The sequence below is a fragment of the Bradyrhizobium sp. 62 genome, assembly GCF_023073035.1.
In the GTDB taxonomy this organism is placed as follows: domain Bacteria; phylum Pseudomonadota; class Alphaproteobacteria; order Rhizobiales; family Xanthobacteraceae; genus Bradyrhizobium.
Genome location: NZ_JADPIT010000015.1, coordinates 1,184,287 through 1,195,747 on the forward strand (window position 1 = coordinate 1,184,287; position 11,461 = coordinate 1,195,747).

The 11,461-nt window shown below is 63.9% G+C and carries 12 protein-coding genes; 1 reads left to right on the top strand and 11 read right to left on the bottom strand.

Annotated elements, in window-relative coordinates; translation table 11 throughout:
* Positions 1-88 precede the first annotated feature (88 nt).
* From parC to rpoZ, 11 genes are all read right to left on the bottom strand, one after another.
* Positions 89-2,347, bottom strand: coding sequence for a DNA topoisomerase IV subunit A (gene parC, locus IVB47_RS16200; RefSeq protein ID WP_247462592.1), 2,259 nt, complete (start codon positions 2,345-2,347; stop codon positions 89-91).
* Between the two features lie 61 nt (positions 2,348-2,408).
* Positions 2,409-2,693, bottom strand: coding sequence for a hypothetical protein (locus IVB47_RS16205; RefSeq protein ID WP_247462594.1), 285 nt, complete (start codon positions 2,691-2,693; stop codon positions 2,409-2,411).
* A gap of 99 nt (positions 2,694-2,792) precedes the next feature.
* The gene (gene recO, locus IVB47_RS16210) at positions 2,793-3,545 is read right to left on the bottom strand and encodes a DNA repair protein RecO (protein WP_247462596.1); all 753 of its coding nucleotides are present in this window, start codon (positions 3,543-3,545) and stop codon (positions 2,793-2,795) included.
* Positions 3,546-3,621: 76 nt separating this feature from the next.
* Positions 3,622-4,002 carry a hypothetical protein gene (locus IVB47_RS16215; protein ID WP_027567284.1) on the bottom strand — a complete coding sequence of 127 codons (381 nt, stop codon included), beginning with the start codon at positions 4,000-4,002 and terminating at the stop codon, positions 3,622-3,624.
* A 22-nt stretch (positions 4,003-4,024) separates the two neighbouring features.
* The gene (gene era, locus IVB47_RS16220; protein WP_007611165.1) at positions 4,025-4,951 is read right to left on the bottom strand and encodes a GTPase Era; all 927 of its coding nucleotides are present in this window, start codon (positions 4,949-4,951) and stop codon (positions 4,025-4,027) included.
* A complete protein-coding gene (gene rnc / locus IVB47_RS16225) occupies positions 4,941-5,807 on the bottom strand; it encodes a ribonuclease III (RefSeq protein WP_247462598.1) in 867 nt (288 codons plus the stop codon). Before rnc ends, era begins: the two co-directional genes overlap by 11 nt.
* Entirely contained in the window at positions 5,804-6,568 is a 765-nt protein-coding gene (lepB, locus tag IVB47_RS16230) for a signal peptidase I (protein WP_007603395.1), read from the bottom strand. Before lepB ends, rnc begins: the two co-directional genes overlap by 4 nt.
* A gap of 246 nt (positions 6,569-6,814) precedes the next feature.
* Positions 6,815-7,234 carry a holo-ACP synthase gene (gene acpS / locus IVB47_RS16235; protein ID WP_007611179.1) on the bottom strand — a complete coding sequence of 140 codons (420 nt, stop codon included), beginning with the start codon at positions 7,232-7,234 and terminating at the stop codon, positions 6,815-6,817.
* Positions 7,231-7,983: a pyridoxine 5'-phosphate synthase gene (locus IVB47_RS16240; RefSeq protein ID WP_247462600.1), complete on the bottom strand. Its 753-nt coding sequence runs from the start codon at positions 7,981-7,983 to the stop codon at positions 7,231-7,233. Before IVB47_RS16240 ends, acpS begins: the two co-directional genes overlap by 4 nt.
* A gap of 45 nt (positions 7,984-8,028) precedes the next feature.
* Positions 8,029-10,314: a bifunctional (p)ppGpp synthetase/guanosine-3',5'-bis(diphosphate) 3'-pyrophosphohydrolase gene (locus IVB47_RS16245; RefSeq protein ID WP_247289315.1), complete on the bottom strand. Its 2,286-nt coding sequence runs from the start codon at positions 10,312-10,314 to the stop codon at positions 8,029-8,031.
* A gap of 208 nt (positions 10,315-10,522) precedes the next feature.
* The gene (rpoZ, locus tag IVB47_RS16250) at positions 10,523-10,915 is read right to left on the bottom strand and encodes a DNA-directed RNA polymerase subunit omega (RefSeq protein WP_007603391.1); all 393 of its coding nucleotides are present in this window, start codon (positions 10,913-10,915) and stop codon (positions 10,523-10,525) included.
* A gap of 329 nt (positions 10,916-11,244) precedes the next feature.
* On the opposite strand from rpoZ, the gene IVB47_RS16255 reads away from it, so the two are divergent.
* On the top strand, positions 11,245-11,461 hold a 217-nt coding region (locus tag IVB47_RS16255; protein ID WP_247462601.1), incomplete at its 3' end, for an NYN domain-containing protein.

Below are 11,461 nucleotides of genomic sequence, written 5' to 3' on the forward strand. Positions count from 1 at the left end.
AAGCTACGATTGAGCCGAGAGGTCGCGGCGTACTGGATGCCCCGCCTACGCGGGGCATGACACTGTCGATATGGCGACGGCCCGCGGACTACCCGATCACCCTGCCGAACTTGTTCGACTTCGGGAATCCCTTCGGCGCGAGGCGGCCGGCGTCACCGCGGTTGCCGCGCCACTCGGCGAGCTCCTTCATGGTCGCAGAGAATTCGCGGCCAGCGGAGTCCTTCCAGGTCAGGCCCGCCTTGGCGTCGAACACGGCGACGTCGGAAAGACCACCGTCCTTGTATTTTTGCAGGCGCGCACCGCGGCCACGCGGCATCTCCTGCACCTGGTCGAGCGGGAAGATCAGCATCTTGCGGTTCTCGCCGATGACCGCGACGGTATCGCCGAGCACCTCGGTGACCGTGCGCGCCTCGTTCGGCATGTCGACATTGAGGACCTGCTTGCCCTTCTTCGTGGTGCCGACGCAGTCGTCCTCGTTGACGACGAAGCCCTGGCCCTCGTGGCTCGCGACCAGGAATTTGCGGCCGCCCTTGTTGACGAACAGCGTGACCGGCGCGGCCTCCGGCTCGAGATCGATGAACTGGCGGATCGGCTCGCCATGACCGCGGCCGCCCGGAAGTTTTGCGACATCGAGCGAGTAGAATTTTCCGTTGGTGGCGAACAGCAGCAGCTTCGAGGTCGTTTCCGCGAAGAACGCGAACCCAAGCTTGTCGTCCTGCTTGAACGCCAGCCCCGAGAGATCCTCGACATGGCCCTTCAGGGTGCGGATCCAGCCCTTGTCGGAGACGACGACGGTCACCGGCTCGCGCTCGACCAGGGCCTCCTCGATCGCAGCGAGATCGTGCTCGGGCGCGTCCGCAAAGGTAGTGCGGCGCTTGCCGAGCGGGGTCTTCGGTCCGAACATGTCGCGGACCTTGCCGACCTGCTCGCCGACCTTCTTCCACTGCTCGGGTTCGGAGGCGAGGATCGCGTTGATGCCCTTGAGCTCGTTGCGGAGATTCTTGTCTTCGGTGCGGATTTCCATCTCTTCGAGCTTGCGCAAGCGACGCAGCCGCATGTCGAGGATGGCCTCGGCCTGTACCTCGGTCAGCTTGAATGTCTTCATCAGAACCGGCTTCGGTTCGTCTTCAGTGCGGATGATCCTGATCACCTCGTCGATGTTCAGGAACGCAATCAGATAGCCGCCGAGGACCTCGAGCCGGTTCTCGATTTGCGTCTTGCGGTAGTTGCTGCGACGGATCAGCACGTCGCGCAGATGGTCGAGCCATTCGCGCAGGCACTCCGCGAGTCCCACCACCTTGGGGACGCGGCCCTTGATCAGCACGTTCAGGTTCAGCGGAATCTTGTTTTCGAGCTCGGTCAGCCGGAACAGCGATTCCATCATCAGCGCGGGATCGACGTTCTTCGACTTCGGCTCGATCACGATGCGAACGTCTTCGGCCGATTCGTCCCTGATATCGCCGACCAGCGGCAGCTTCTTCTGGTCCAGCAGCTCGGCGATCTTCTCGATCAGCCGCGACTTCTGCACCAGAAAGGGAATCTCGGTGACGACGACCACCCAGGTGCCGCGCGCGCCCTCTTCCTGCTCCCATCGGGAGCGGACGCGAAACGAGCCGCGGCCGGTGGTGTAGGCTTCAGCGATCGCCTGCTTGGAATCGACGCAGATGCCGCCGGTGGGGAAATCCGGACCCTTGACCCATTTCAGCAGCGCCCTGGATTTCGCGTCGGGCTTCTCGATCAGATGCAGCGCGGCGTCGCAGAGCTCGGCCGCGTTGTGCGGCGGGATCGAGGTCGCCATGCCGACCGCGATACCCTGCGCACCGTTGGCGAGCAGGTTCGGGAAGCCGCCGGGCAGCACGATCGGCTCTTTCGACTGGCCATCGTAATTGGGGCGGAATTCGACCCCGTCCTCGTCGATGCCGTCGAGCAGAAGCCGCGCGACGTCGGTCATGCGCGCTTCGGTGTAGCGATAGGCGGCCGGATTATCGCCGTCGATATTGCCGAAATTGCCCTGGCCGTCGACCAGCGGGTAGCGCGAGGAGAAATCCTGCGCCAGACGCACCATGGCGTCGTAAATCGCCTGGTCGCCATGCGGATGGAACGAGCCCATCACGTCGCCGACGATTTTGGCGGACTTCTTGAATGCCGTGCCCGGATCGAGCCGGAGCAGGCGCATGCCGTAGAGGATGCGCCGGTGTACCGGCTTCAGGCCGTCGCGCGCATCGGGCAGCGCGCGGTGCATGATGGTGGACAGCGCATAGGCGAGATAGCGCTCTTCCAGCGCCTCACGCAGCGGCACCTCGTGAATTTCGGCCGGTTCCTCCGGCGGAATCAATCGTTTTCCCATGCCGCCCGGTTAAACCGTGGAAGCGAATCGGGCAAGGATCGATTGGTTCCCTGTGGGGGGCCTACTGGCCGGCCCAGCCTGCGGTGAAGGTCTGGGTGGGTTGGGTGTTTTTGGCCTGCGTGGTGGCCGGGGCATTGGGCAGGCACCGCCGCGCCGTCTCGATCTCGGCCTCCGTCGCGCCCTTGGACCTCGCCCATGCCTCTGCGGCCGCAGCGGAATATTTGGCCACATAGAATCTGACGACGGTACATGAGGCACGCCGAAACACGCCCGGCTGCTCACCCGCGAGGGCGTCCGGCGCCAGCGCGATCAGCGCTGCCGATATCACAAGTCCCTTGATCAGCATGAGGCTATCCCCGGTTGGAACCCAAAACGGCAAGTCCGGGGAACCCCGTTTTGTTCCAGCAAGCTTGTCCCGCCAGGGCAATGCAGAGCCGCGCCAGGTTCATGGCGCGGGAATCGCGCCCTTTGCCTGCTGTCGCGTCAGCGCGTTGATGAAGCCCGCCCGCGCGTCGGAATGGCCCTGCCCGCGCGGCTCCAGCACGTGGCGCAGCAGGAACAGGCCGGTCAGTCGAAAGCCATCCTGGAGATCCTCGTCGGTGAGGTCGCCCTGCACCTCGCCCTGACGCAGGAACGTTGGCAGTCGCAACAGGCGGTCGCGCCACGGTTCGCCCGCCCCGCGTGACACTGCGCCGCCGGATTTGGGCGAGACATAGATCAGGTCGTTGGTTTCTCCGGTCACCGCGCAGTTTTCCAGCGCCAGCCCGAAGCCGAGCTCGGTGAGCATCGCCAGCTCGAAATGGATCACGTGTACGGCGGCGCTGCCGATGTCGTCGAAATCATCCAGCGAATGCTCGAGCAGCGCCAGGAGGTTTTCGTGCGGATCGCGTTCCGGCAGCAACCGCGCGATCGAGGCGAGATGGGTGATGCCGTAGACGCCGTGGGATGATCCCAGCAGCGTCGCCGCCCGCAGCTTGAGGCCCTCGATGGCATAGGTGCCGAGATGCTCGTCGAGCCGCGCCCGCCATACCACGCCGAGGCTGTTGCCGGGTTGCAGCAGCGGCCGCATCCGCGAGCCAGCGCCGCCGCGGACGAGACCGAGATGGCGGCCGTGCGCACGGGTCAGCAGCTCGACGATGGCGCTGCTCTCGCCATGCCGCCGCACCCCCAGCACGATGCCTTCGTCGGTCCATTCCATGGGTGAAGTCTAACGGATTCCGGTCTTCAATCGTAGGGCGGATTGGCGGGATTGCGCCGCCAATCCACCTGACGCCTTACGCGTTGAACCAGCCCTGCGCGTCGCCGCGGAACGAGAAATACAATCCCATTGCCGTCAGCACGCAGGAGACGATCTCGATGGCGCTGTCGAGTTCCATGCCTTTCTCGCCGATGATCTGGCCGAGCGAGATGACCGACAGTACGAGCGCCGCCGCCAGCACCCAGCGCGGCCAGTTCTTGCGCCCGTGCGCGGCCAGCCTGACGAAATACACCAGCAGCAGGATCATGCCGCCGGCAAGCAGCGTCGACGTCGTGATCATCTGCTCGGTCATCTCGGCATTGGGCGTGCGGTCCTGCACCGCCACCGACAAGGCATCCAGCATCAACGATGCATAGAGCAACGCTTCGAAGCGCCGTACGTTGCTGGGTACGCTCATCGCTGACCGATCATTTTCTTGGTTATTCTTTGGGAAATTCCAGGCCCATCTCGCGGTAGCGATCGGGATCGTCGCTCCAGTTCTCGCGCACCTTGACGAACAGGAACAGGTGCACCGGCACGCCCAAGATCTCGCCGATCTCCTTGCGCGAGTCCGCGCCGATCGACTTGATGGTGGCGCCGCCCGCGCCGAGCACGATCTTGCGCTGGCTTTCGCGCTCGACGAAAATTGTCTGCTCAATGCGCACCGATTTGTCCTTGCGCTCCTCCCACTTGTCGGTCTCGACCGTGGACTGGTAGGGCAATTCCTGGTGCAGCTTGCGAAAGATCTTCTCGCGCGTGATCTCGGCCGCAAGCTGCCGCATCGGCGCGTCCGACATCTGGTCTTCGGGATAGAGGAACGGCCCCGGCGGCACGATCTCGGCCAGTGTATGCCTGAGGTCGTCGACGCCGTCGCCGGAGATCGCCGCGATCATGAAGGTCTTTGCGAAGGCCATGCGCTCGTTGGCGGCCTGCGCCAGCGCCAGCAGCTTCTCGCGCTGGACCAGGTCGACCTTGTTGATGACCAAAATCTTCTCGTGCTTGACGCTGGCGACCTTGGTGAGGATCGCCTCGGCTTCCTCGTCGATGCCGGCCTTGGCATCCAGCAGCACGCAGACGAGGTCGGCATCATGCGCGCCGCTCCAGGCGGTCGAGACCATGGCGCGGTCGAGCCGGCGCTTGGGCAGGAAGATGCCCGGCGTATCGACCAGGATGATCTGCGCGTTGTTCTCGATCACGATGCCGCGGATCAGCGCGCGCGTGGTCTGCACCTTGCGCGAGACGATCGTGACCTTGGCCCCGACCAGCGCATTGACCAGGGTGGATTTGCCGACGTTCGGCGCGCCGATCAGCGCGACGAAGCCGCAGCGCGTGGCAGTGGGCGCCTCGCCGCTTGCTTCAACCGTCATTGCCGCCGCCAACGCCTTCACGTTCGATCATCACTGAAGCTGCTACCTTCTCTGCCGCGCGCTTGCTGCCGCCGATGCCTTCCGCCGGAGCTAGTCCCGGAAGATCGACCGCGACGCGGAATTGCGGATCATGATGCGGGCCGGTGCGCTCGACCTCGCGATAAACGGGCGTCGGCAATCCCTTGCCCTGCGCCCATTCCTGAAGAACTGTCTTGGGATCGCGCAACGGACGCCGCGGCTTGTGCATGCGCTCGGTCCAGTTGCGCTTGACGAAGTCGGCCGCCGCCGCGTAGCCGCCGTCGAGGAAGACGGCGCCGATCACGGCCTCGCAGATGTCGCCGAGCACGCTCTTGCGCAGGCGCGCGTCGACGCTGGGGCCGACCGAGCCGAGCTTGATGTCGTCGAGCAGACCGAGCGACTTGGCGACATCGGCGCAGCTCTCCTTGCGCACCAGTTCGGCAAGTCGCTTGGACATCTCGCCTTCATCGGCGTTGGGGAAGGCGTGATAGAGCATGTCGGAGACGACGAGCCCGAGCACGTGGTCGCCGAGGAATTCCAGCCGCTGATAGCTGTCGCCGCGCTTGCGCCCGGACTTCAACGCAGAGACATGCGTGATGCCTTGCATCAAGAGATTCGGATCGGCAAAGCTGTAGCCGATGCGTGCCTCGAGCCCCGCATTCGCATCCGAGCTCCTGGCCTTGCTGCTCCGCACCCGCTTCTTCTTTGCAGGCGCCTTGATCTCAAGCGCCTTGCTCTCAAGAGTCTTGCTCTCAAGAGTCTTGGTCGCAGCTTCGCCGTCGGGGCCCGCTTGCGCCTCGGTCGGTAGGGTCGCGATGTCCTTGGCTTCGTCTTTCATCGGACGATTTTGAAGAAGCGATTCCAGCGCACCGCCCACGGCCAGCGCCAGAACATCCAGGCATGCTCGCCCTCGGCGATCGAGAAGAAGATCATCTGGGCGCGCCCGATCAAATTCTCCTGTGGGACGTAGCCGACCTGGCCGAGGAAGCGGCTGTCGGTGGAGTTGTCGCGGTTGTCGCCCATCATGAAGAAGTGGCCGGTCGGCACGGTGTAGACGTTTGTGTTGTCGACGTAGCCGTTGTCGGCGCAGTCCAGCGTCTCGTAGGACACGCCATTCGGCAGCGTCTCCTTCCAGCGCTTCACCCGGGAGACGCCGCTGCCTTCGGCGCCGCAGGGGTCCTCGCCGACAAATTCGCTCATGCGCTGCCGCTCGACCGGCGTGTCGTTGATGTAGAGCAGCCCGTCCCGCATCTGGATGCGGTCGCCGGGCAGGCCGATCACGCGCTTGATGTAGTCGGTGGAATCATCCTTCGGCAGGCGGAATACGACGATGTCGCCGCGGTTCGGGTCCGAGCCCCAGATCCGCCCCGAGAACAGCGGCGGCGAGAACGGGATCGAATAGTGGCTGTAGCCGTAGGAATATTTCGAGACGAACAGATAGTCGCCGACCAGCAGTGTCGCCTTCATCGAGCCGGATGGGATGTTGAACGGCTGGAACAGGAAGGTGCGGATCACCAGCGCGATCAGGAGAGCGTGGATCACGACCCGGATCGTTTCGCCGACGCCGCTCTCAGTTTTCGTTCCTGAAGTCACGCTCATTGCTCTCTCAATTCGGCCGGCGGTCACAGAGCGCCCTCCTCGCGCGAGCAGCCCATCGCTCGCGGCCAAGGAGATTGTCCTGATTCTGATAATGAGGGCCAATTCCGGCGTAAAGCCGAATTCGCCCAGCCTGATTTGCGTCCGCGGACTTTTAGACGGTTGTCGGAGGCCACGCAATCAAGGATCGCATTAAAACTGCATAAGCGTTTGATTTTGAATGCGAATTATAAAATGATCGGAGTACCGTCAGGGTTTGGCCAGCGGCACGGCGGAAATGATGACGAAGGCCTGTGCCAACGGCCAGTCATCGGTGATCGACAGGTCGATCTGCGCCGCGAACCCCTCGGGCGTCAGGGCCTGGAGCCGGGCCAACGCCCCGCCCGTCAATTGCATGGTTGGCCGCCCTCCCGGCAGGTTGACCACCCCCATGTCGCGCCACCACACGCCGCGCCTGATGCCGGTGCCGAGGGCCTTGGAGCAAGCCTCCTTGGCGGCGAAGCGCTTGGCGTAGGTCGCGACCACCATCTTCTCGTTCTTGGCGCGCCGCTCCGCCTTGGCCCGCTCGGCCGCGGTGAAGATGCGGTCGAGGAAGCGCTCGCCATGGCGGTCGATCACCTTGCCGACACGTGTGATGTCGATCAGATCGGAGCCGATGCCGATGATCATGCCCGGCTCCGGCCGCGGTCCATCGCCGCGCGCATGCTGCGAACCGTCTCGGCGAGACCCACGAACAGGGCTTCGCCGATCATGTAGTAGCCGATGTTGAGCTCCATGATGTCCGGCAAGCCTGCGATCGTCTCCGCCGTCGCGTAGTCCAGCCCATGTCCGGCGTGAACCTCCAGCCCCGCTTCCTTCGCCAGCTTCGCCCCCGCCACGATCCGCCGCCATTCGGCCTCGGCCTTATCAGTGTGACCGTCGACGACGGCGTCGCACCAGGCGCCGGTGTGGATCTCGATCACGGGGGCGCGCAGCCGCGCCGCCATCTCGATCTGAGCGGGATCTGCCGCGATGAACAGCGACACCCGGATGCCGGCATCGTTCAGCCGCGCGAGATAGGGCGCCAGCGCATTGTGCTGGCCGACGACGTCGAGCCCGCCTTCGGTCGTCACCTCCTGGCGCCGCTCCGGCACGAGGCACACCGCGTGCGGCCTGGTGGCGAGCGAAATGCGCATCATGTCGTCGGTCGCCGCCATCTCGAAATTGAGCGGCTTGGAGATCTCGGCTTTCAGCCGCGCCATGTCCTCGTCGCGGATGTGCCGGCGATCCTCGCGCAAATGGGCGGTGATGCCGTCGGCACCGGCCTCGATCGCCAGCAGCGCCGCGCGCACCGGATCGGGATTGCGGCCGCCGCGCGCGTTACGCAGGGTCGCGACATGGTCGACATTGACGCCGAGGCGGAGCGGAGGTGCAGGCATTTCGGGACTCACGGAATCATAGGGATAGACCAGGACGGAAGGCGTCTATCCATTAACACGTTCGGCGCGGGCGACGACCGCCTTCGCGCGCAACTGGGCCAGGATCGCGCTCAAATGCTTGAGATCGTAGACTTCGAGATCGATCGTCGTCTCCGTGAAATCCGGTGAGCGGCGCTGCATGCTGATGTTGTCGATGTTGCCGTCGTGCTCGGCGATCACGGTCGCGATCTGCGCCAGCGCGCCAGGTTCGTTGACATTCTCGACCTTGATGCGGGCCGGGAAGCGCTGTGGCGTGGAGTCCTCGATGTCCCAGCGCACGTCGAGCCAGCGCTCCGGCTCCTCCTCGAAATCCTTCAGGGCCGGGGCCTGGATCGGGTAGATGGTGATGCCCTCGCCCGGCGTGACAATGCCGATGATGCGGTCACCAGGCACTGCGCCACCGTTCGGCGCGAACTTCACTGGCAGGTCGGAATTGATGCCGCGGATCGGGATCGCGACCGGGCTGCGCGGCGGTTCGGACGACTTCTCCTTGAGCTTGCCGGCAAGCCCCTTCTTGACGCCGTAGCGCGCGATGCGCTCCTCCTTGTAGTCGGGATACATCGCACGCGCGACGTGGGAGGCCTTGATCTCGCCGCGTCCCACAGCCGCCATGACGTCCTCGATCGAGGTCCGCGCGAGTCGCGGCAGCGCGCCCTTGAGCTTGTCGTCGGCGTATTCGATCTTGGCGCGCTCGAACAGGCGCTCGACGATGCGCCGGCCGAGACCGACATATTGATCTCGCACCGCGGTCCTGGTGGCGCGACGGATCGCAGCGCGCGCCTTGCCGGTGACCGCGAGCGTTTCCCAGGCCGACGGCGGCGCCGCTTGCGCTTCCGAGGTCAGCACCTCGACTTCGTCGCCGTTCTGAAGCTCCGAGGACAGCGGCGCGAACTGGCCGTTGATCTTGCAGCCCACCGCGCTGTTGCCGACGTCGGTGTGTACGGCATAGGCGAAGTCGATCACGTTGGCATGGCGCGGCAGCGCGATCAGCTTGCCTTTCGGAGTGAAGCAGAACACCTGGTCGTGGAACAGCTCGAGTTTGGTGTGCTCGAGGAATTCCTCGGGGTTGGCGCTCTCCGAGAGGATGCCGATGGTGTGGCGCAACCAGGCGAACGCATTGGACTCGCGCTTGAGAAATTCGGTCGGCGAGCCCACGCCTTCCTTGTAGAACACGTGCGCGGCGATGCCGCGCTCGGCGATCTGGTCCATCGCCTCGGTGCGGATCTGCAACTCGACCCGCTGGTTGCCGGGGCCGATCACGGTGGTGTGGATCGAGCGGTAGTCGTTCTGCTTCGGCGTCGAGATGTAGTCCTTGAACCGCCCGGGCACGACCGGCCAGTTCGTGTGGACGATGCCGAGCGCGCGGTAGCAGGCCTCGATGTCGTTGACCACAACGCGGAAGCCGAAGATGTCGGACAATTGCTCGAAGCCGACCGACTTGCGCTCCATCTTGGTCCAGATCGAGAATGGCTTCTTGCGGCGGCCATAGACCCGCGCCCCCAAGCCCCGGTGCCGCAGATTGTTGGAGAGCTGGTCCTCGATTTCGCCGATCAGATTGCGGTTGCGCTCGGCCAGCGCATCGAGCCGCTGCATCACCACCGAATAGGCTTCCGGGTCGAGGGTCCGGAACGACAGGTCCTCCAGCTCCTCGCGCATTTCCTGCATGCCCATGCGCCCTGCCAGCGGCGCATAGATGTCGAGCGTCTCCTCGGCAATGCGCCGTCGCGATTCCGTCGGCACGAAGTCCAGCGTGCGCATGTTGTGCAGGCGGTCGGCGAGCTTCACCAGGAGCACGCGGACGTCGTCGGCAATGGCCAGCAACAATTTGCGCAGATTCTCGGCCTGCTTGGCCTCCCGCGACACCAACTCCAGCCGCTTCAGCTTGGTCAGGCCCTCGACCAGCGCGCCGATCTCGGGCCCGAAGATCTGGTCGATCTCGGCCCGCGTCGCTTCGGTGTCCTCGATCGTGTCGTGGAGCAGCGCAGCCACGATGGTGGCGTCGTCGAGCTTCAGGTCGGTCAGAATCGCCGCCACTTCGAGCGGATGGGAGAAGTACGGGTCACCCGAGGCGCGGGTCTGCGAGCCGTGCGCCTTCATGGCGTAGACATAGGCGCGGTTCAGCAAATCTTCGTCGGTGTTGGGATTGTAGGACCTGACGCGCTCGACGAGGTCATATTGACGCATCATGCGTGCGCGAGGCTTCGCCGGGCGAGCCACCGGCGCAGTCGGGGCCACGGCAACCGATTCGGTTGCGGCCTGCATCTGCGCTGGTGTGCGGCGTCGATATACCATGCCGTCCTGCCTTCAAACGGGCCACGACACAGCCCGTTGTATACATCTTAGCTCCGATCGCGCGCGTGTCCGATCAATTCAGTGACAGGAACAGGCGCGAACCGACCACGCTATGGTAACCACGAAAACGCCAACAAAAGCAAAGGCCCGAACAACGGTTCGGGCCTTTGATAAGATCACAAAGAAGTCGATGAGCGCGATGGGACGATTACTCGTCCTCCTCGGGCTGCTCCTCGGGCGGCGCCAGGCCTTCGAGACCCTTCAGGAGCTCTTCTTCCGTCATGCGCTCAACGGCGACTTCGGTATCGTCTGCATCCACGCTTGCACCGGCGGAACCGATCAGCGGCACGGTGTCCGGCTCGGGCTCGTCGACCTCGACGAACTTCTGCAGCGAGTGCACCAGCTCCTCGCGGAGGTCCTCCGGCGAAATGGTGGTCTCAGCAATTTCGCGCAAAGACACAACAGGGTTCTTGTCGTTATCGCGGTCAACCGTTAGTTGTGAACCAGACGAAATCATGCGGGCGCGGTGGGCGGCCAGCAGGACCAGGTCAAACCGGTTGTCGACCTTGTCGATACAATCTTCTACGGTGACGCGAGCCATCGACTGTCGCTCCGTTGTGGGTGGGACGAAATATGTGGATGAATGGCGGTAGTTATAGGGGCCGGGAGGGTTTCGCAAGGCCAATTTGTGATTTGGCCTCGCCAAACGGCTCTGCTACCCCCACATTGGGGCTGAGATGGGTGGTTTCCCGGGCTGCCGGCGACGGCGGCGCCGGGAGTGTGCAAGTTGGCCATAACTATACCTTGATTGCCCCGACTTCTCCGGATTTGCGGTTTCGACGGGTTTCGGCGGGACTTTAGAAGTGCGCGGCTTGCTGTCGCCGCGCCAACAATAAACGATCAATCACGAACTCTACGCGAGCAAACTGAATGTCACCTTCCTCTTCCGACAAGATCGCGCTCTTCATCGATGGAGCCAATCTCTACGCGACGGCGAAAACTCTGGGCTTCGACATCGATTACAAGCGCCTGCTGAAGGAGTTTCAGAGTCGCGGGACGCTGCTGAGGGCGTTCTATTACACCGCCATCATCGAGGATCAGGAGTACTCCTCGATCCGCCCGCTGATCGACTGGCTCGACTACAACG

Excerpts from the sequence above, each read along its gene's own strand:
- parC (WP_247462592.1), bottom strand. The coding sequence starts at position 2,347 with ATGGGAAAACGATTGATTCCGCCGGAGGAACCGGCCGAAATTCACGAG.
- IVB47_RS16205 (WP_247462594.1), bottom strand. The coding sequence starts at position 2,693 with ATGCTGATCAAGGGACTTGTGATATCGGCAGCGCTGATCGCGCTGGCG.
- recO (WP_247462596.1), bottom strand. The coding sequence starts at position 3,545 with ATGGAATGGACCGACGAAGGCATCGTGCTGGGGGTGCGGCGGCATGGC.
- IVB47_RS16215 (WP_027567284.1), bottom strand. The coding sequence starts at position 4,002 with ATGAGCGTACCCAGCAACGTACGGCGCTTCGAAGCGTTGCTCTATGCA.
- era (WP_007611165.1), bottom strand. The coding sequence starts at position 4,951 with ATGACGGTTGAAGCAAGCGGCGAGGCGCCCACTGCCACGCGCTGCGGC.
- rnc (WP_247462598.1), bottom strand. The coding sequence starts at position 5,807 with ATGAAAGACGAAGCCAAGGACATCGCGACCCTACCGACCGAGGCGCAA.
- lepB (WP_007603395.1), bottom strand. The coding sequence starts at position 6,568 with ATGAGCGTGACTTCAGGAACGAAAACTGAGAGCGGCGTCGGCGAAACG.
- acpS (WP_007611179.1), bottom strand. The coding sequence starts at position 7,234 with ATGATCATCGGCATCGGCTCCGATCTGATCGACATCACACGTGTCGGC.
- IVB47_RS16240 (WP_247462600.1), bottom strand. The coding sequence starts at position 7,983 with ATGCCTGCACCTCCGCTCCGCCTCGGCGTCAATGTCGACCATGTCGCG.
- IVB47_RS16245 (WP_247289315.1), bottom strand. The coding sequence starts at position 10,314 with ATGGTATATCGACGCCGCACACCAGCGCAGATGCAGGCCGCAACCGAA.
- rpoZ (WP_007603391.1), bottom strand. The coding sequence starts at position 10,915 with ATGGCTCGCGTCACCGTAGAAGATTGTATCGACAAGGTCGACAACCGG.